General features: G+C 74.3%; 13 protein-coding genes. 6 read left to right on the forward strand and 7 right to left on the reverse strand.

Annotated features, from left to right (window positions below; translation table 11 throughout):
• Positions 1–38: 38 nt before the first annotated feature.
• On the reverse strand, positions 39–1,112 hold the full coding sequence (locus NF338_RS10540) for a DUF4190 domain-containing protein (protein WP_264030719.1): 1,074 nt from the start codon (positions 1,110–1,112) through the stop codon (positions 39–41).
• A 195-nt stretch (positions 1,113–1,307) separates the two neighbouring features.
• Here NF338_RS10540 and NF338_RS10545 point away from each other — a divergent pair, with 195 nt between their 5' ends.
• Positions 1,308–2,321, forward strand: coding sequence for a 3-methyladenine DNA glycosylase (locus NF338_RS10545; protein WP_412846589.1), 1,014 nt, complete (start codon positions 1,308–1,310; stop codon positions 2,319–2,321).
• Here NF338_RS10545 and NF338_RS10550 read toward each other — a convergent pair.
• Complete coding sequence (locus NF338_RS10550; protein WP_264030720.1) at positions 2,299–2,769, reverse strand: peptidoglycan-binding domain-containing protein; 471 nt, start codon at positions 2,767–2,769, stop codon at positions 2,299–2,301. The two genes, NF338_RS10545 and NF338_RS10550, sit on opposite strands and share 23 nt — an antisense overlap.
• Positions 2,770–2,897: 128 nt before the next feature.
• Between NF338_RS10550 and NF338_RS10555 the strand changes: the two genes are divergently transcribed.
• The gene (locus NF338_RS10555; RefSeq protein WP_264030721.1) at positions 2,898–3,707 is read left to right on the forward strand and encodes an aminoglycoside 3'-phosphotransferase; all 810 of its coding nucleotides are present in this window, start codon (positions 2,898–2,900) and stop codon (positions 3,705–3,707) included.
• A 77-nt stretch (positions 3,708–3,784) separates the two neighbouring features.
• Here the strand turns inward: NF338_RS10555 and NF338_RS10560 are convergent, their stop codons facing one another.
• Positions 3,785–4,180, reverse strand: a complete 396-nt coding sequence (locus NF338_RS10560; protein ID WP_264030722.1) for a nuclear transport factor 2 family protein — start codon at positions 4,178–4,180, stop codon at positions 3,785–3,787.
• A 144-nt stretch (positions 4,181–4,324) separates the two neighbouring features.
• Between NF338_RS10560 and NF338_RS10565 the strand changes: the two genes are divergently transcribed.
• The 3 genes from NF338_RS10565 to NF338_RS10575 all read left to right on the forward strand — a co-directional run bounded on the left by NF338_RS10565 (position 4,325) and on the right by NF338_RS10575 (position 6,944).
• Positions 4,325–5,134, forward strand: a complete 810-nt coding sequence (locus NF338_RS10565) for a helix-turn-helix domain-containing protein (protein ID WP_264030723.1) — start codon at positions 4,325–4,327, stop codon at positions 5,132–5,134.
• A 77-nt stretch (positions 5,135–5,211) separates the two neighbouring features.
• Positions 5,212–6,441, forward strand: coding sequence for a WXG100 family type VII secretion target (locus NF338_RS10570; protein ID WP_264030724.1), 1,230 nt, complete (start codon positions 5,212–5,214; stop codon positions 6,439–6,441).
• Positions 6,438–6,944: a hypothetical protein gene (locus NF338_RS10575; protein WP_264030725.1), complete on the forward strand. Its 507-nt coding sequence runs from the start codon at positions 6,438–6,440 to the stop codon at positions 6,942–6,944. The genes NF338_RS10570 and NF338_RS10575 overlap by 4 nt, the downstream gene beginning before the upstream one ends.
• A gap of 6 nt (positions 6,945–6,950) precedes the next feature.
• Here the strand turns inward: NF338_RS10575 and NF338_RS10580 are convergent, their stop codons facing one another.
• From NF338_RS10580 to NF338_RS10595, 4 genes are all read right to left on the reverse strand, one after another.
• Entirely contained in the window at positions 6,951–7,544 is a 594-nt protein-coding gene (locus NF338_RS10580) for a YdeI/OmpD-associated family protein (RefSeq protein ID WP_264030726.1), read from the reverse strand.
• 169 nt (positions 7,545–7,713) lie between these two features.
• Entirely contained in the window at positions 7,714–9,849 is a 2,136-nt protein-coding gene (locus NF338_RS10585; RefSeq protein ID WP_264030728.1) for an acid phosphatase, read from the reverse strand.
• Between the two features lie 165 nt (positions 9,850–10,014).
• Entirely contained in the window at positions 10,015–13,500 is a 3,486-nt protein-coding gene (locus NF338_RS10590; protein WP_264030729.1) for a GH92 family glycosyl hydrolase, read from the reverse strand.
• 91 nt (positions 13,501–13,591) lie between these two features.
• On the reverse strand, positions 13,592–17,287 hold the full coding sequence (locus NF338_RS10595) for a GH92 family glycosyl hydrolase (protein WP_264030730.1): 3,696 nt from the start codon (positions 17,285–17,287) through the stop codon (positions 13,592–13,594).
• A 314-nt stretch (positions 17,288–17,601) separates the two neighbouring features.
• Between NF338_RS10595 and NF338_RS10600 the strand changes: the two genes are divergently transcribed.
• Positions 17,602–20,343 carry a DEAD/DEAH box helicase gene (locus tag NF338_RS10600; protein WP_264030731.1) on the forward strand — a complete coding sequence of 914 codons (2,742 nt, stop codon included), beginning with the start codon at positions 17,602–17,604 and terminating at the stop codon, positions 20,341–20,343.
• Positions 20,344–20,393 lie beyond the last annotated feature (50 nt).

The raw sequence follows: 20,393 nt of genomic DNA on the forward strand, positions 1-20,393 counted from the left end.
GGTCCTTCACGCTCGGTCTCCGTTCCGCGCAGCCGCTGTCAGTACGCGCTCGCCTGCGTGATCTCGAACGTGGCCGTCTTCATGGCCTCGAGGTTCTCGGCGTCGATGAAGTCGAAGATCTCGACGGTCTCCGAGGCGCCCGGCTCCAGGGTCTCGGAGTAGGCCCAGTCGGTCTCGATCACGGTGCCGTCGGCGGCGACCGCGTCCACGTCGATGTCGAACGTGAGCGGCTCGTCGGAGGTGTTCGTGAACGTCACCGGCAGCGCGGACTCGACCCAGCCGTACTCGTCGGCCGTGCCCTCGAACGTCCCGAACTCGACGCCGAGGTCGTTGGCGAGGACGTCGTCCGTCGCCTCGCCGAACGCGCGGTCGGAGTCCTCCTGGATCTCGGACAGCGTCTGCTCGTACTGCGTGGACGCGTTGTTCGCCGCGACGACGAAGACCACCCACATGAGGATCGTCGCCAGGACGGACAGCACGCCGAGGACGATCGCCGTGATCGAGAAGCCCTTGCCGGAGCGGCCCTGCTTCACCTGGGACAGCCCGACGAACCCGAGCACGACACCGGTGATGCCGAGCAGGGCCGCGAAGATGTTGACGAACGGGATCCAGCTCCCCAGGAAGCCCAGGATCGCCAGGACGAAGCCGACGATCGCGATCGTGCTCGTCGACGGAGCGGGTGCGGTGTACGCGGAGTAGCCGTTCCCGTAGGGGCTGCCGTACGGCTGCTGCGCCGGGTCGCCGTAGGGCTGACCGTAGGCCTGCTGCGCCGGGTCCGGGTAGGGCTGCGGGTACGGCTGCTGCGCGGGGTCGCCGTGGGGCTGGCCGTACCCGGGCTGCTGACCGTACGCCTGCTGCTGGTCCGCCCCGTACGCGGGCGCGGGGCTCGCGCCGTAGGGAGCCTGGCCCGCGCCGTACGGAGCCTGGTCCGGCGCGGCGCCGTAGCCCGGGGCTCCGTACGCGCCGTCGGCCGAGCCGTACGGCTGCGTCGGCGCCTCGCCCTGCGGCGCCCAGGCGTCGTGCGACGGCGCCTGCTGCGCGGGGTCGGCGCCGTGCGGCCGGTAGGGGTCGAACTGGTACGGGTCCTGCGGCGCCGTGGGCGGCTGCGACATGGTGCTCCTCCGCGGCCTCGCCGCGCGTCTCGGTCGTTCGGGTGGCGGGTCGACCGGTGGTCGACCGCACGGACGCGCCGGGCCTTCACAGCACGTTCACGAGCATTCTTCCCGCTCGCGCCCACATCGGGAAAATGCCCGCCCGGGTGAAACCGCCCCGTCGGTCCAGCCCCGGCGCTCTCGTACCCTGGAACCGTGCCCCCGACCGCCACCGCGACCGCCTCGACGACCGCCGTCGTCCGACCCGTCGTGCTCGCGGCCGAGGAGTGGGCGGCGCGCGAGCGCGCTCACGCGGAGCGCGCCGACGCGTTCACGGCGGGGTGGCGGGAGCGCAAGCCGCTCGGCGAGAAGCACGCGATCGAGGACTTCCTCTTCACCTACTACCCGACGCGCCCCGCTCAGCTCCGCCGCTGGCACCCGGGCCTCGGCGTCGTGCTCGCCCGGCCGGCGGGCCACGTGCCCGCCGCCGAGACGGCACCTCGGCCCGACGACGAGGCCACCGACCCGTACGCGGCGCGCGCCGCGTGGCGGTGGTACCGCGAGACGCCCGAGGGTCTGACGCTCGACGCCGACGCGTATCTCGCCGACCGCGGCGACACCGTCCGCTACCTGCACGGCCTGCTCTCCGCCACGGCCTCGCGGCCCGGCCGGTTCGGGTGCTTCGGGCTGCACGAGTGGGCGATGGTCTACCGCGACCGGGCCACCGGCCGCGACCACCGCCACCCGCTCCCGCTGCGCCTCGGGCACGACGGCACCGACCGCGTCGTCGAGTCCCACCCGGTGCAGTGCTCGCACTTCGACGCGTTCCGCTTCTTCACGCCCGAGGCCGGCCCGCTCAACCGCCTGCAGCCGACGCGCGAGACCCAGCCCGCCCTGGAGCAGCCCGGGTGTCTCCACGCGACCATGGACCTCTACAAGTGGGCGCTCAAGCTCACCCCCGCCGCCCCGGGCGACCTCGTGCTCGACTGCTTCGAGCTCGCGCGCGACGTCCGGGTCGTCGACATGCAGGCGTCGCCCTACGACGTGTCGTCGTACGGGCTCGACCCCGTCGCGATCGAGACGCCCGAGGGCAAGGCCGAGTACGTGCGCCACCAGCGCGAGTTCGCCGAGCGCGGGGCGGTCCTGCGCGAGCGCCTCCTCGCCGCGTGCGAGGCGCTCCTCGGCAGCGCCCAGACCGCGCCCGAGGTCAGTGCGAGAGCATCCCGCTGACGAGGCAGCGCCAGGTCACGGGTCCGACGACGCCGTCGACCACCACCTCCGGGAACCCGGCGTGCAGCGCGTCCTGGAAGCCACGCACCCACGCCTCGGTGCGCGGGCCGAACTGCCCGTCGACGTCGAGCACCGGGTCGGGTCCGCCGGACAGGTCGCGCGCGACGGCCTCGCGCTGCACCGCGCGCACGGCCTCGCCGACGCTCCCCCGGCGCACGACCACGACGAGCGCGGCCCACGTCGCCGACCCCACGACGCCGTCGACGTCGAGGCCTGCCGCGTCCTGGAAGGCGCGCACCGCGCCCTCCGTGCGCGGCCCGAGCAGCCCGTCGACCGCGATCTCGTGCCCGCGATGGCGCAGCAGGTGCTGGAGCGTCTGGACCGGGTGCCCGTTGGCGCCGCGGCGCACGCGCGGCCAGGTCGGCAGTGTCGTCAGGACGGTCGTCATCGTCGTTCCCTCCGTCGTCGCGGAACCGGCAGGGTGCTCCCGCCGTCGAGGTCCCGCGCCCCCGTCCGGAGGGAGGGCAGCGGCCCCGTTCCTGATGCGTCGGGAGACGTCGTGCGAGGATCGCGCGCATGACCCGCCCCCCGCTCGCCGCCGTCCCGACCGGTCCGGTCGTCGTGCCCGACGCCGTCCGCGCGCTCGCGGGCGGTGACGCCGTCACGCCCGTGTGGCGCAACGAGCTCGGCGGCCTGACCTTCCGGCTCGACGGTGCCGACGGCACCCGGTTCGCCAAGTGGGTGCCCGCCGGGACGCCCGAGATCGACCTGCAGGCCGAGGCGGAGCGCCTCGCGTGGGTCGGCGACCGCGCCCCGGTCCCGCACGTCCTCGCCCAGGGCTCCGACGACGACGGCGCCTGGCTCGTCACGCGCGCGGTCCCGGGACGGTCGGCGGTCGAGCCGCGCTGGGTCGCCGACCCGGTGACGGCCGCCGTCGCGATCGGGCGGGGGCTGCGCTCGCTGCACGACGCGCTGCCCGTCGCGTCGTGCCCGTTCACCTGGTCCGTCGAGGACCGCCTGGCGCACGCGGACGCGCGCCTCGCCCGTGGCGACGGCCCGGACGCGTGGTTCCCGGACCACCGCGGCCTGGATGTCGCGGCGGCACGCGCCCGGCTCGGGGCGGCCCCGACCGTCGACCGTCTCGTCGTGTGCCACGGCGACGCGTGCGTGCCCAACACGCTCCTGCACGACGACGGCTCGTTCGCCGCGCACGTCGACCTCGGCACGCTCGGGGTCGCGGACCGCTGGGCCGACCTCGCCGTCGCGGCCTGGAGCACGCGGTGGAACTACGGCCCCGGGTACGACGGCCACGTCTACGCGGGCTACGGCGTCGACCCGGACCCCGAGCGCATCGCCTACTACCGGCTGCTCTGGGACCTCTCCTGACGCCCCGACGCGCTGGGTGCATGACATGAGTCGCCGTCGTATCGACGCGACGGCGACTCATGCATGCACTCGGCGGGTCAGTGGTGGTGGGCGTCGAAGCCGTCCGGGGCGCGGTCCAGGAACGTCGTCACCGACGACACGAGCCCGTCCGGCCGGACGTGCAGGACATCGGTGCCGGTCGCGAACTCCGACCCGTCGGGGGCGACGGCGCGCCACCGCAGGCGCAGCCGGTCGTCGTGCAGGTCCGGCGCGGAGCGTGCCTCGAACCGGTGCCCCGCGACGTGGGTGAGCAGCTCGGTGGCGAACGCCAGGACGGCGTCGCACCCCTCGGCGCGCGTCACGGGCGCGACGTACTCGACGTCGCGGGAGAACGTGTCGCACGCGAGCCGGTCGCGCCCGGCCGCGTCCGCCGTGTTCCAGAACTCCAGGTAGCGCTCGACCGCCGTCGCGGTCCGCGTCGTCGTCTCGGTCATGGTCCCTCCTCTGCCGGCGCCTGGTCCGCGGCGCCGTGGCGGTCCGGCGGGTGGCCGGGGCACCACCGTCGGCCGGACCACGACACGGTGTCGATGACCTCGGAGGTAGTTGGCCAGCCCCCCGGAGAACGGCAGGGTGGGTCCATGCCTCCCGTGGACGCTCCCGCCGGATCGATGCTGCGCGAGTGGCGCGTGCGGCGTCGGCGCTCGCAGCTCGACCTCGCGCTCGGCGCCGACGTCTCGGCGCGCCACATCAGCTTCGTCGAGACCGGCCGGGCGCAGCCCAGCCGGGACATGATCGACCGCCTGTGCGACGAGCTCGACGTCCCGCTGCGGTCGCGCAACGACGTCTACCTCGCGGCGGGCTACGCGCCGCGCCACCACGAGACGCCGCTGTCGACCACGACGCTCGCGGCCGCCCGCCGGGCCGTCGACCTCGTGCTCGCCGGGCACGAGCCGTTCCCCGCGATGGCCGTCGACGGACGCTGGAACCTGCTCGCCGCCAACGCCGCCGCGAGCACGTTCCTCCACGGGGTGCCCGACCGGCTGCGCGAGCCTCCCGTCAACGTGCTGCGCCTGACCCTGCACCCCGACGGCCTCGCCGCGCGGATCGCGAACCTCGCGGAGTGGGGCGCGCACGTCCGCCGACGCGTGCGCCGCCAGCTCGACCGCACGGGCGACCCGGCGCTCGTCGACCTGCTCGCCGAGGTGGAGGGCTATCTCCCCCACCCGGAGCACCGGCGCGACGATCGCTCCCCCGCGAGCGACGCCGTCGTGCCGCTGCGCCTCGCGACCCCGCAGGGCGAGCTCGCGTTCCTCTACACGATGACGGTGTTCGGCTCCCCGCGGGACGTCACGCTCGACGAGGTCGCGATCGAGTCGTTCTTCCCCGCCGACGACGCCACGGCCGCCGCCCTCGGCGTCGTCCGGCGGACCGCGCCGACCGGTCCCTAGCCGTCCCTGGGACGCCGGTCGCGCAGGTCCCGGCTGTTGCTAGGATCCCCGCGACCGGCACGATCGGAGGGGGACTCGTGGCGCGGACCCTGTGGGGCGCGGACGTCGACGCGCTGCGTGCGCTCGCCCGTTCCGTCGAGGACGCGGCCCGGCGCCTGGAGGGCGTGCGCGACCACGTCGACTCGCTCGTCTCGACGACGCCGTGGCGCGGGGGTGACGCCGAGCAGTTCCAGGGCGAGTGGTCGACGACCCTCCGTGGCGCGGTGCACCGCGCCTCCTCCACGCTCTCCGACGCCGCGACGACCCTGCGCGCCGACGCCGACGCCCAGGACGAGGCCTCGCGTGCCTCGTCCGGGGCGGGGGGCCCGGGTGCCCCGACCGTCGGCGCGGGCGGCGCGACGACGACCGGACCTGCCGTGCTCCTCGCCTCCGCGACCGGGCCCGAGCCCTCGCCGTCCCCGGGCCCGCCACCCGTTCCGCCCGCCGAGGACGAGGACGACGGCGTGGACGACGGGTCCCGCGAGGACCAGCGGCAGGAGAGCCGACGCGACACGGGGGGCGGGGAGGGCACCGCCGACCCCACCTACCAGGTCCCCGGCCCGGCACCGTTCCCCCACGGCCTCGGCGACCCCGTTCCCGGCACCGAGGTCGACCCGCCCGAGCCGCCGGTGTGGAACCCGCCCGACGAGGGGTCGGACGTCGACGGCCCGTCGTGGAACACCGAGGACGCCTCGTTCGGGGACCACGTGAAGGAGTGGACCGCGAGACAGGCCGCGAACGCCCTCAGCGCGACGTGGCCCGACGCGGCACGGAACCTGCACCACTACCTCGGCAACTCGGGCGGCACGCTCGAGCAGCCGGTCGACACCATGCTCGCGGACCTCCCCGACCTCGCGAGCCAGGTCTCGGCGCGCGAGGCACAGCTCGGCGCCGACGCGGTGCGCATCGCGCAGGAGTCGGGTGCCGCCGGCCCGGTGACGATGCCGGTCAACACGGACTGGAAGGGCTACTACGCCGGCCCCGACCAGGACAAGAACTGGTACTACGCGACGGGCGGGTTCTCCTACAACGTGTCGGGACAGGTGACCGTCTACCCGCCCGACTCGCCCGGCGGTCCCTGGCGCTACGAGATGGACACCGGGGTGAACTACCGGGACCGCTACAACTGGGACGGCACGAAGTCGACCCAGATCGGCCCCCTCACGATCACCGACGCCGAGCTGCAGGAGTTCCACCGCAAGGGTCTCGCGCAGGAGTTCACCATGGTCGGGTCGTCGTCGAACCGGCACAGCGAAGGGACAGGATGAGCACCGCACACCGCCGCCGGGGCGTCACGCTCGTCGCGCTCGCCGTGGCCGGCCTGGCCGTGGCGGGGTGCGGGCCGAGCACCGCGCCCCGCGAACCCGATCCGTCGAGCACCACGCAGGAGGCACCGATGTCGAGCGACCCGAGCGAAGTGCTCGCCCTGGCCGGGCTGGAGCTCCCGGACGACGCCACGGACGTCACGGTCGACGACGAGGACGTGCCCGGGTACCACTACGCGTACACCGTGACGTTCACCGCGCCGAGAGAGTCGGTGGACCGGTTCGCGCGCGACGCGTTCCAGCTCTCCCTCGACGACCTGAGCCGGCCCCCTGCCGGTGCGCCCGGACCCCTCCTCCAGGACACCTCGGTGGTCGAGGTCCCCGAGGGATCCCGGTTCGCCGACCGGAGCTTCACGCCGGAGGACGGCTACGGCAACCTCGTGCTCCTCGTCGAGGGCCCCGACCTCACCACGGCGCACGTGGGCGTCGCGAGCTTCCCGAGCTGACGCGCGTCAGCGGCGCGGCTGGTGGGCCGCGACGCCCTGCTCGGCCTGCTCGGCGGTCTCCGCGATCCGGCGCGCACGGGTCTCGGGCCGTTTCGCCTCGACGATCCAGCCGAGGATCGAGCGCCGGACGCCGGGCGTGAACGCGTCGAAGCGCTCACGGGCGCCGGGCCGCTCCGCGAGCGCCGCGGCGAGGTCGTCGGGCACCACGAGGGCCTCGGCGTCGTCGTGCCGCGTCCACGACCCGTCGGCCTGCGCCGCCTCCACGACGGCGCGTCCGGCGTCGGTCATGCGCCCGTCCGCCTCGATCCGCGCGACGCGCTCCTTGCTCAGCCGGGTCCACCGGCTCCCCCGTCGACGGCGCGTGAACCACAGCGCGTGCCGGTCGGCGTCGACCGTCGCGGCCTGGCCGTCGATCCAGCCGTAGGACAGCGCCTCCTCGATCCAGGGCTCGTACCCGTAGGTCGTGCGGCCGCTCTCGCGGCGCCAGGTGAGCAGCCACACCCCCGGCTCCGGGTCGTCGTGGTGCGCGGCGAGCCACGCGCGCCACTCCTGCGGCGTCTCCGCGTGCGTCGCGGGCCTGCCCTGGTACTCCTCGGTCACTGCGCCTCCGTCGTCGCCCTGGGGGCACCAGCGTGCCCGAGACCTCGACGGGACGCCAGGCAGTCTTGTCGACCGGGCGACCTGGCTCGGGAGGCGTCCGGGAAGCGACCCGGGAGGCGCCCGGAAGTGACCCGGGAGGCGTTCCCTCGGCGCCTCCCGGGTCCGTCCGTCAGCCGCAGGCCGGGACGACGACGTCCCGCGCGACCTCCTGGGTCGCGCCGCCCGGGCCGGTCGCCGTGACGGTCACGGGCACGTCCGCGCCCGTCTCCACGCCGCGCACCGCGAACGACTGGTACGCGTTCGCGCCGGCGGCCACCGCGGCGAAGGTCTTCTCCCCGGCGCCGGTGACGAGCGTGACGGCGAGCGCGCCGTCGGACACGTTCCGGGCGCGGACCGCGACGTACGGCGCCCCGGCGAGGCAGCGCGCGGACGCCTCGACGTCGACGAGCGGCGCCGTCGGCTCGCCGACGACCTCGCCGTCCACGGTGAGCGTGCCGTCGGCGTTCACGACGACGTCCGCCGCCATGGCGGCCGCGAGGTCGAGGCGCTGCCACTCGGCCTCGCCCGCGACGTCGAGCGCATACCCCGAGTCGAGCGCGGTCGCGGCGAGGACGAGGCGGCGCTGGTCGCCCGTGAGGTCGGGGAACGCCGTGCGCAGCAGGTCCTCGGCGCCCGCGGGCACCTGGACCTCCCGGCCCTCCTCCCCGACGCGCGGGAACCCGTACGTGAGGCGCTGGTCGTAGACCGCGAGCGCCTGGTCCGTGGGGAGGTAGGGCACCTGGTCCTGCGCGCACACCGCGATCTCGTCGCCGCACGCCCGCTCGAGCACGGTGACGAGCTCGGTCCGGGCCTGCTCGAGGAGCACGCGGAACGCGGGGTCGGACCAGCGGAGCTGCGCGATGTTCTGCCCCGCCATGCGGCCGCCCATGACGTCGAGCGGGTAGTGGAAGCCGAGCACGAGGCGGTTGTCGCCGTACTCGGACGCGCGCGCGAGGATCTGCGGCGCGAGCTCCGGCAGGAGCGTGGCGAGCACGGTGCCCTGCGCGTAGCCGTGGTTGGTGTGCCCGCTGGGGAACGAGCCGTTGTTGCGCAGCCCCTCGTAGCTGCCGGAGGTCTCGAACGCGTTGACGTGACCGCCGGCCGACGTGAAGCCGAGGCGGACGAACGGCCGCTTGTAGTCGTACGCGGCCTTGGCGGGCTCGTGGTTGCCGACCGACTTCTCGACGCGCCCGGACAGCAGGGCCTTCGTCTTGGGGAGGCGACCGTCGGCGAGCGCGTCGCGGTAGATCGGCCCCAGCTCGCTGCCGAGCGCGTCCGCCATGGTCTCGTACGCCGAGCCACGCCCGTCGGTCAGGGCGCGCTGCACCTGCGGGTCGCCGGCGACGTACGCGTTGTTGCGTGCGAGCGAGCCGAGGTCGTTGGCGCTCGTGGGCTGGCCCGGCTCGTTGGGCGAGAGGATCTCCGGGTGGTTCGCGCGCAGGTCGGCGAACCCGCGCAGCATCCAGGTGAACCAGTCCTGCCCGGCCGGGGCCGACGGCGTCGCGTCGGACGCGTAGGTCCGGTCGAGGACGTCCTGCGGGAACGGCATCGACGGGTCGTCGGTGGTGGAGAGCGCGAGGGAGAAGAAGACGTCCGAGCTCGTCTCGTTGCACTGGTGGATCTCGACCGCGATCGTGTTCTCTCCCGGGACGAGCACGTCGGCCGGGATGACGAGGGTCTCGCGCAGCGGCGCGGTCGCGCCGGCCTTGTCCTGGTACTGCAGGTTGCGGGTGATCATCGAGTCGCCCCACCCGGCGACGCGCTCGCCGTTGACGTACACGGTGGCCGAGTCGTCGTAGACGAGCGTGCCGCGCAGGCCGGTGATCTCGTCGAGCGTGGCCTCGTCGAGGGTGACGGTCGTGCGGAAGAAGTACGCGGGCACGACGACCTTGGGGGTCTGCGTGATCCAGTAGCCCAGCAGCGTGGTGATGGTGTTGCCGCCGCCGATGCCGCTCGCGGTCCCGTTGACCGCGCCGAAGCCCGGTCGGCCGGACTTCCACGCCGCGTCGTCGAACGCCGGGTCGGCCCACACCGTCCGGTCCGCGTCCCCCGCGGCTGGGTCGGTGTTGTCGTCCAGGTAGCGCCAGGTCGTGCCGGCGCCGACCACCTCGGTCGGCGTGAACGCCTCCGCGGCGCGCGCCGCGGGCGCCTGGAGCGCCGCGGCGAGCACGAGCGCGAGCGTCGTGAGCGCCGCCAGCAGGGCGAGCGGCGCGGGTGTCCGGCGGTCGCGGGGTCGCGGGGCCGGGTACGTCGTCGTACCGGTCATGGGTCGTCCCTCTCGTCGATGTCGGTCGTGCGTCGGTGCGGTCGGTGAGACCGGTCGTGCGGTCGTGCGGGTACTGCGGTCGTGCGGGTACTGCGGTCGTGCGGGTACTGCGGTCGAGCGCGACGGCGGGCACGCATCGGGCGGTCGGTGCGTGCCCGCCGTCGGTCAGGAGCAGCGCGGGGCGACGACGGTCTGCGTGACCGTCTGCGTCCCCTCCTCCCCCGTGGCCGTGACGGTGACGTCGACGTCCCCGGTCGCGCCGCGGGCGGCGAACGACTGGTAGGCGTTGGCGCCGGGGGCGACGGCCGTGAAGGACCGCGAGCCCACGCCCGTCGTGAGGTCGACGTCGACGGCCCCGGCGGAGACGTTCGCCGCGCGCACCGCCACGTACGGGGTCCCGGCGAGGCAGCGCGGGGAGACCGTCACGTCCACGAGGTGCACGTCCGCGGCCGGCTCGGTCGCGATCGCGAAGACGTGCAGGTCGTCGACGTCGGGGAACGTCACCGCGACCACGCGGCGGCCCTCGGGCGCGGTGTACGGGGCGGTGGCGAACACGAACGCGCTGTCCTTGTCGCCGTTGCGCCGGTTCATCTGCGCGACGACCGAGTTGCCCTCGACCGGCGAGCCGTCCGCGCTCGGCAGCACCCAGTCGCCGAAGCCGATCGTCGTGGTCGCGGTGCTGCCGTCGTCGAACGTCACGACCGCGCTCCCGCGATGGGTCCCGTCGGTCGCGGCGCCCACGAACGCGAGCCGGCTCGTCGGCGCGTCGAGCCGCACGGTCTCGCCGGTGAGCGTGACCGAGTCCGGGCGCCCCACGGGTGAGGACGGCCACGTGAACGCCAGGCCGTCGACGTCGTGCGCCGACCCGGGCGTGAGACCCGCGTCGGCGAGCGCCTCGCGCGAGAACGAGTTGCCGGCCGCGTCGAAGTTCCCGACGCCGCGGTTCGCCTCGGGCGCGGTGCCGACCGTGTCGTAGGCCGCGACGAGCGACCCGGGCGCGGCGACGAGGACGGTGAGGGGCACCTCGACGTCGTCGTCCCCGGCCGAGAGCACGAGGCGCGCGTCGTGGTAGCCGGACGCGACGCCGGCACCCACCTGGACGGGGACCGTCCCGGTGAGGTGGCCCGAGCCGTCGTCGACGAGCGCGGGCTCGCCGACCCCGATGCCGTCAGGAGCGTCGACCGCGACGCGCACGTCCGCGGCGTCGGCGCCGAAGAGCTGCACGGCCACCGACGCGTCGGCGGACCCGCCGGGTGCGACCGTCACGAGGCCCGGGTCCGCGGCGGCGACCACGGAGGACTCGCCGTCGCGCCACGACGGCGGGGCGTCCGCGACCGCGGTCCCCCACGTCGTGTCGCGCTCGGCCGACATCGCGAGCTCGACGACGCCGCCGTCGTGCGCGACGTGGCGCGGCAGCGAGGTCCCGTCCCAGGCCGCTCCGTCGACCGTGACGCCGCTGATGTACCGTGCGCCGGTCGAGGCGCCGGGGGCGCGCAGGTCGAGGGTCTCGCCCTCGCCGAGGTCGACCACGACGCGGTCGAAGCGCGGCGCGTTGAGCGCGAGCACGTCCGTGCCCGGCGTGGTCGGGTACAGGCCCATCGCGGCCCACACGTACCAGCCGGCCTGGGCGCCGAGGTCGTCGTTGCCCGGCTTGCCGTTCGGCTCGGGGCGGAACAGCGTGGACGTGAGCTCGTCCACGAGCTCGCTCGTGCGCCAGGGCTGGCCCACGTAGTCGTACAGCCACGGGACGCCGAAGTTCGGCTCGTTGCCGATCCACAGGTACGGCTCGTTGGGTCCGGCGTTGTGCTGCGCGGTGAACGCGTCGAGCCGCGCCGCGGTGGCCTCGCGCCCGCCGAGCGCCTCGGTGAGCGCCGCGACGTTCTGCGGCACGAGCCACGTGTACTGCTCGGCGTTGCCCTCGTCGAAGCCCTCCTGCCCGAACCCGCCGCCACCCTGCGACCGCACGAACGTCCCGTCCTCGTTGCGGGCGCCCGCCGTGCGGGTCACGGGGTCGTGGACGTTCTGCCACCACTGGCCGCGCGCCGCGTACTCGGTGGCGACGTCGTCCTGGCCGAGCGCGGCCGCGAGCTGCCCGATCGCGAAGTCGGCGATGGACCACTCGAGCGTGATCGACGCGCCGACGACGCGGTGGTCGCCCCGGAACTCCTCGGTCTGCGGCGCGTAGCCGCGCTCGAGGTACGTCTCGATCCCGCGCCGCTGCACGTAGCCGTTCGCGGTCGGGGCGGCGCTCGTCGCGCCCTTGACCATGTGCGCGAGCGCCGACTCCGCGTCGAAGTCGCGCGCCCCGAACGCGTACATGCTCGCGATGAGCGGCACCGAGGAGTCACCGGTCATCTGGCCCGTGTGCTGGTTCGCGACGGGCCAGCGCGGCAGCCAGCCGGACTGGTCGGCGACCTCGACGAGCGACTGCGCCATGTCCGACGCGCGGTCGGGCGCCAGCAGCGCCTGGAGTGCGCCGAGCGACCGGTACGTGTCCCAGTCGGAGAAGTTCGCGTACCGCTCGTGCCCCTCGGGGGCCTGGTGGATCTCCCCGTCGAACCCGACGTACCGGCCGTCCACGTCGGTGAACGTGTTCGGGTGCAGCAGCGAGTGGTAGAGCGACGTGTAGAACATGGTGAGGTCGTCGGCGTCCTGTCCCGCGACGCGGACCTTGCCGAGCAGGTCGGACCAGGCGGCGCGGTTGGCGTCCCGGACGGCGTCGAAGTCGAAGTCCGGGATCTCGGCCGCGAGGTTGGCGCGCGCGCCCTCGACGCTCACGTAGGACATGCCGACCTTCGCGTGCACCGTCGCGCCGGGCGCGAAGGTGAGCCACGCGCCCGCGCCGTTGCCGTCGGCCGACGGGTCGCCGGGCGAGACGGTCGAGCCCTGCCACGTGCCGAACGCCTGCGCGTCCTGGTCGAGCTCGATCGCGAAGTACGTCGTGTGGGTGTTGTTCTTGCCGCAGAACCCGCCGCTCGTCACCGAGCCGGTGACCGTGCGCGCGTCCTCGACCTCGACCGTCGCGTTGCGCACGCTCGCGAGCGAGCCCGCGGCGTTGACGATCACCTGCGACGCGGCACCGCCCTCGGGGTAGTCGAACGTCAGCCCGCCCGAGCGGGTCGCGGCCGACAGCTCCGCCTCGATCCCCGACGACTGGAGCGTGACCGCGTACCGGCCGACCTCGGCACTCTCCGCGTCGTGGCTGAACGCCTCCTTGCGGTCCCACGGGTACTGCCCGACGTCGCCCGTCACCGGGAGGATGGGGACGTCGCCGAAGATCCAGCACCCGGCGGCCGCGTGGGTCATGGAGAAGCCGCGGATCGCCTGGTGCGAGTAGCGGTAGCCCGCGTACGCCTTGTCGCCGTTGCCCACGGAGACCTGCGTGTCGGGCGAGAGCTGCATCATGCCGAACGGCATCGACGGCCCGGGGAAGTTGTTGATCTCCCCGACGACGCCCGTGGCCTGGCCGGTGCCGACGAACGGGTCGACGAAGGAGACGGGGTCCTCGACGAGGTCGGGTGCGGCCGCGACCGCCGGCACCGCGAGGCCGACGGCGGGGGCGAGCGAGAGGCCGGCGGCCAGGACCGCCGTGGCGGAGAGCGCGGCGACGGTGCGCCGCACAGTGGTGCGCGCAGGACGTGTTCGAGACATGCGGGTCCTTACGGGACGAAGGAGCGGGAAGGAGCGGGAAGGAGCGTGGAGGACGGTGGCGCGGGACCGTACGGCCCCGCGCCACCGTCGATCAGGAGCAGGCGGCGGCGTCGTACGCGGCCGTGACCTGCTGGGGCTCGCCGTCGGGCGTCGTCACGGTCACCGTGACCTCGCCCGCCTCGACGGAGGGGGCGCGGGTGGCGAACGACTGGTACGCGTTCGCCCCGGGGGCCACGTCACCGTAGAGCTTCGAGCCGTACGGGGTCGCGAGCTCGATCGCGGCGGGCTGCTCGCCGGTGTTGAGCGCGCGCACCGCGACGAACGCCTTGCCGCCGAGGCAGCGGGCCCGCGCCGTGACCTCGACCTGCGGCGCGGGGACGACCCCGGTCGCGTCGGTCGCGATCGCGAACACGTGGAAACGCTCGTCGCTCGGCAGCGTGACCGACGTCAGGACCTTGCCCTCCGGGATCGCGACGGGCGCGGTGGCGTAGAGCCCGCAGCCGATCTTCTGCACGTTCTCGCGGTCGCCGCGCGCCCCGGCCTTCGCGACCGTGATGTTGCCGGGCTCGGGCGAGCCCGTGCACCAGTCGCTGAGGCGCACGTCGACGGTCTGCGACGTCCCGTCGGCGAACCCGAGCACGAGGCCTCCCCCGTGCGTGCCGTGCGTGCTCGTCCCGACCACCGAGAGGTGGCGGGCCGAGCGCAGGTGCTCGGGCACCTCGAGGACCTCGCCGCTCGCGGCGACGTTGTCGGGCGCGCCCGCCGGCGGGGCCCCGAGCGTGTAGGTGAGGTCCGTGCCCGGCACGGTGAGCTCCAGTCCCTGGACGGCCCCGAGGTCGGCGAGCAGGTCGCGCAGGAGGTAGGCGCCCGAGCCGTCGAGGTTCGCGTTGGCCGCCCCGGCGTCGCCGATGCCGACGTTGTCGAACGCGTCCGCGATCCACGACTCGCCGGACACCACGACCTGCACCTCGCGCACCGCCTCGGTGCCCGCGGCGTCGCGCACGACGAGCCGCACGGTGTGGAGCCCCGGCTCGGCGTCCGCGGGCGCGGCGAGCGTGACCGTGCCCTCGACCGTGGCGGGCAGGCCGTCGGACTCCGCGGTCCAGTCGGCGAGGTCGGTCGTCGCGGTGACCGCGCCGTCGGACGTCACCTCCAGGGTCCCGCTGGACGTCCCCGCGCCCTGGGCGACGACCTGGACGGCGACGTCGGTCTGCCCGCCCGGCGCGAGGACCGGCTGCCGCGGCGTCGCCCCGACGAACAGGCGCTCGACCGTGCCGTCCGCGGGCACGACAGCGCCCGGCGAGGCGGCGGGGTCGGTCGCCCACGCGGACGGCTCGGTGCCCACGGTCACGTCGAGCGTGCCGGCCGCGGTGAGCTCGTCGCCCGTGACCCACGCGCGGTCGAGCGGCTCGCCGCCGAGCGACACGGACCGCGTGTAGTGCGCGTCCGGCGCGACGCCGTCGGCCGTGAGGTGCAGCGTGTCGCGGCCGAAGACCTCGGGGTCGAGCGTGATCGTCACGTCGTCGAACAGCGGGGTCGTCAGGCCCCACAGGTCGGTGCCCGGCACGATCGGGTACACGCCGATCGACGACAGCACGTGCCATGCGGACATCGTGCCGAGGTCGTCGTTGCCCGTCACGCCGTCGGGGCCGTCGGTGAAGAGCGTCGCCGCGGCCCGCACGACGTCCGTCGTCTTCCACGGCTGGCCCGTCCACAGATAGACGTACGGCGCGTGGAGGTTCGGCTCGTTGTTCGGGTTGTAGGTCTCCCAGCCGTAGTAGTCGTACGTGCCGTTGACCCAGACCTCGCTCGCGACGCGCGCGGGGTCGGCGACGAGCTCGTCGTACGCGAAGAACGCGTCGAGACGGTCGATCGCGGCGTCGGTGCCGCCCATGAGGTCGAACAGGCCGGGGACGTCCTGCTGCGCGAGCCACTGGTACTGCACGGCCGTGCCCTCGTGGAACCCGTCGGAGTGCGCGGGGTCCGCGTCGCCCACGAAGAACCCGTCGGCGTTACGCGCCCGGAAGTTGCCCGTGCGCGGGTCGAACACGTTGCGGTAGCTCTGGCCGCGGGCGGCGTAGCGGTCGGCGTCCTCGTCGTGGCCGAGGCCGCGCGCCATGGTCGAGAGCATCGCGTCTGCGAGGGCGTACTCCATGGTCGCCGAGGCGCCGTGCTGGAGGTCGTAGTCGCCCGGCTTGCCCGAGCGCGCGGGCTCGTGCGGGACGAACCCGTCGCGCAGGTACTCGACGTTCGCCGCGCGTCCGTTGTACGGCGAGTCCGCGGGCGGGACGCCGTCGGCGTTCTGCTGCAGGACGGCGTAGGCCTCCTCCTCGTGGCCCGCGAGCAAGCCCTGCCGCCAGGCGCTGACGAGGAACGGCGTCGCCGGGTCGCCGGTCATGATGTTCGTCTCGACCGTGCCGTAGCCCCAGCGCGGCAGCCAGCCGCCCTGCTGGCCCTGGCGCACGAGCGAGAGCGCCATGTCGGCCGACTCGTCGGGGGCGAGCAGGTAGAGGAGCTGCTGCTGGGTCCGGTACGTGTCCCAGAGCGAGTAGTTCTGGTAGTAGGTGAAGGGCCCGCCCGCGTCGCTCTCGGCGGCGTGGACCTCCTGGTCCCAGCCGCGGTAGCGCCCGTCGACGTCGGAGCCGACGTTGGGCGCGAGGAAGCTGCGGTAGAGCGAGGAGTAGAAGGTGCGCAGGTCGTCCTGTGCCCCCTGCGCGACCTGCACGAGCCCGAGGCGCTCCTCCCAGGCCGAGCGCGCGGCGTCGTGCACGGCGTCGAACGTCCCCGCCTCGGCGGCGAGGTTCGCCGCGGCGCCGTCGGCGCCGACGTAGCTCATCGAGGTGACGGCCTCGACGTCGAGGTCGCCGCCGGTCGTGTCGAACGTGACGTACGCGCCGCGCCGACCCTCGCCACCGGACGCGGCGTCCGAGCCCGCGGTGACGGTCGAGCCGTCCCACGTGCCGTGCGCGACGAAGGGGCGGTCGAAGGTCGTGCGGGTCCAGATCGTCTGCGGCTCGGTGTCCTGGCAGAAGCCGCGCACGGTGATCCGGGTCTCGACCGTGCGGTCGTCGACGACGCGCACGTCGGACTCCGTCACGCGGTTGAGCGCCTGGCCGGCGTTGAGCAGGACGTTGGCCTGCGCCGTCGCGGGGAACGTGTACCGCTGGACACCCGTGCGCGCGGTCGCGGTGAGCTCGGCCTCGATCGTGCCTGCGGCCGCCTGGAGGCCGACGCGGTAGTACCCCGGCGAGGCCTCCTCGTCGTCGTGCGAGAAGCCGAGCGCGTACTGGCCGTAGTCGGTCGAGGCGATCGGGCCGGTCGTCGGGAGGGTCGGGAGCGGGCCGCCGAGGCCGCAGCCGACGCCCGACAGGTGCACGAGCGAGAACCCGCGCACCGACGTGCGGTCGTAGTCGTACCCGACGTTGTGGCCGTTGTCCGGCGAGAGTTGCACCATGCCGAACGGGACGGCGGCGCCCGGGTAGGTGTTGCCGTCGTCCTTGGTCCCGATGAACGGGTTGACGTAGTCGACCAGCGGGCCGTCGACGGCGGCAGCGGCGGCATCGGACCCCGTCGCTGCCTCCGTCCCGGCGGCGGTCGTGGGCGACGCCGCGAACCCGGGCGCCGCGTACGCGGCCAGCGGGAGCGCGAGGCTCGCCGCGGTGGCGAGGGCGACGACGGCGCCCGCCCGACGCCGACGTCCGCCAGGACGCGACGGACGAGAGCGTGCTGGTCCGGTGCGTGCCGAGAATGGATCGCGATCAGCGTTGACAGCGCTGTCTGCCCGCATGTGGTGCTCCCCTTGGTCCCACGGCGGCGTGGGGTCGGTGGTCGTCGATGACTCGGAGGCCGGGACCGGCCACGACGCCGGTCCCGCGGCACACCCTCGCACAAGTTGACAGCGCTATCAACCCTCCGCGCCCATCTCGCACCACAGCCGAACCCGGGGTTGTTCCCCAGTCCAGCCGCGAACCGGGGAACAACCCCGGGTTCGACGGGCCCTCGTCCACGGGTCCGGCACGTGCCGAGCCCCAGGCGGGCCGGCGCGGCGCTTGACAGGCCCGGCCGACGTCCCCGGCGCTCCACACCTGACAGACTCGTCCCGTGACCACCACGACCGGCCGCACCCCGGCTCTCCTCGCGCACGTGCCCGCCCCGACGGGCAAGGCCCCCGACCCGGACGCGCTCTACGAGGGGTTCACCACCTGGGCGACCGAGCAGGGGCTGGCGCTGTACCCGCACCAGAGCGAGGCGCTCATCGAGCTGGTCACCGGCTCGCACGTCATCCTCTCGACGCCCACCGGCTCGGGGAAGTCGCTCGTCGCGATGGGCGCGCAGTTCGCCGCGCTCGCCGCGCACCGGTCGGGACGCGGCGGCCGCACGTACTACACGGCGCCGCTCAAGGCGCTGGTCAGCGAGAAGTTCTTCGCGCTCGTCGCGGCGTTCGGGTCCAAGAACGTGGGCATGACGACGGGCGACTCCGCCGTGAACCCCGACGCCCCGATCATCTGTTGCACGGCCGAGATCCTCGCGAACATCGCGCTACGCCGCGGCGGCGGCGACGGTGCCGCCGACGGACCTGTCGACGACGACGCGATCTCCCAGGTCGTCATGGACGAGTTCCACTTCTATGCCGACCCGCAGCGCGGCTGGGCGTGGCAGGTCCCCCTGCTCGAGCTGCCGAACACCCAGTTCCTGCTCATGTCCGCGACGCTCGGCGACACCACGCGGTTCGTCGAGGAGCTCGAAGAGCGCACGGGGCGCCCCGTCGCCGAGGTCACCACGGCCGAACGGCCGGTCCCGCTGCACTTCAGCTACGTCGTCGAGCCGCTGACGGAGGTCATCGAGGAGCTCGTCAGCACGCGCCGCGCGCCCGTGTACGTCGTGCACTTCACGCAGAAGGACGCCGTCGAGCGCGCGCAGTCGCTGCTGTCCATGAACGTCGCGACGAAGTCCGAGAAGGAGGCGATCGCCGCCGAGCTGGGCGACTTCCGCTTCGGCACCGGGTTCGGCAAGACGCTGAGCAAGTTCCTGCGGCACGGCGTCGGCGTGCACCACGCGGGCATGCTGCCCAAGTACCGGCGCGTCGTCGAGCGCCTCACGCAGGCGGGGCTGCTCAAGGTCGTGTGCGGCACGGACACGCTCGGCGTCGGCATCAACGTGCCCATCCGCACCGTGCTGCTCACGAGCCTCGTGAAGTTCGACGGCGAGCGCATGCGCCACCTCACGGCGCGCGAGTTCCACCAGATCGCGGGCCGCGCGGGCCGCGCCGGGTACGACACCGTGGGCGAGGTGCTCGTCATGGCGCCCGACCACGTCATCGAGAACCGCAAGATGCTCGCCAAGGCGGGCGACGACCCGAAGAAGCTCAAGAAGATCGTCCGCAAGAAGGCGCCGCAGGGCTCGGTCAACTGGACCGACGCGACGTTCGAGCGCCTGCGCGACGCCGAGCCCGAGCCGCTGACCAGCCACTTCACCGTGACGCACGCCATGGTGCTCAACGTCCTCGCGCGCACGGCCCAGCACGGGCGCGGGACGGTCGACGCGTCCGACCCGCGACGCGACCCGGTCGAGGCGATGCGGCACCTGCTCCTCGCGAACCACGACACCGACACCCAGCGCCGCGAGCACGTGCGCCAGACGCTGCGCATCTACCGCTCGCTGCGCGTCGCCGGGATCGTCGAGCGCGTGCGCGTGCCCGACCCGTCGCGCCCCACGGGCTACCGCCCGAGCGTGCGGCTCGTCGGCGACCTGCCGCGCGAGTTCGCGCTCAACCAGCCGTTGTCGCCGTTCGCGCTCGCGGCCCTGGACCTGCTCGACGTCGAGGGCGCGACCCACGCGCTCGACGTCGTCTCCGTCATCGAGGCGACCCTCGACGACCCGCGCCAGGTGCTCTACGCGCAGCAGAACGCCGCCAAGGGCGAGGCCGTGGCCGCGATGAAGGCCGAGGGGTACGAGTACGAGGAGCGCATGGCGCTGCTCGAGGAGATCACGTGGCCCAAGCCGCTCGAGGAGCTGCTCGCGCCGGCGTTCGCGATGTACAAGCGGTCCAACCCGTGGGTCGCGGACGCCGAGCTCTCCCCCAAGTCGGTGGTCCGCGACATGGTCGAGCGCGCGATGACGTTCGCCGAGTTCGTGTCCGTCTACGGGCTCGAGCGCACGGAGGGCGTCGTGCTGCGCTACCTCGCGGACGCGTACCGCGCGCTGCGCCAGGTGGTCCCGGAGGAGCACCGCACCGAGGAGGTGCAGGAGATCGTCGAGTGGCTCGGCGAGCTCGTGCGCGGCGTCGACTCCTCGCTGCTCGACGAGTGGGAGCGCCTCGCGCACCCGGTCGACGACGACGCGGACACCGAGGTCGGCGACGGGCCCCTGTCCGGCGCGGGCGCCGAGGCCCCGACCCGGCCGGTCACGGGCAACCCGCGATCGTTCCGGCGCCTGGTGCGCAACGCGCTGTTCCGCCGCGTCGAGCTCGCGTCGCGCGAGGACTACCGCGCGCTCGGCGCGCTCGACGGCGGCGCGGGCTGGGACGCGGACGCGTGGGGCGACGCGCTCGACCCGCTGTTCGAGGACCAGGGCGACGACGCGGTCGGCATCGGGCCCGGCGCCCGGTCCGCGGCGCTGTTCCGGGTCGTGGAAGCGGGCGCCGAGCTCCCGGCCGGCCACGAGGGCCCGACGGCGGAGCACGCCCCCGGCGGGGTCGTCCCCGCGGGCACGTGGCTCGTGCGACAGGTGCTCGACGACCCGGCCGGCGACCACGACTGGGCGATCACGGCGAGCGTCGACCTCGCCGCGAGCGACGAGGCGGGCGAGCCGGTCGTGACCGTCCTGGCCGTCGGGCCGCTGTAGGCCGACGCCGCGACGAGCGCCGCCACCGGGCGCTCACGTCGGTGCCACGG

It is taken from the genome of Cellulosimicrobium sp. SH8 (genome assembly GCF_025818875.1).
In the GTDB taxonomy this organism is placed as follows: domain Bacteria; phylum Actinomycetota; class Actinomycetes; order Actinomycetales; family Cellulomonadaceae; genus Cellulosimicrobium; species Cellulosimicrobium cellulans_D.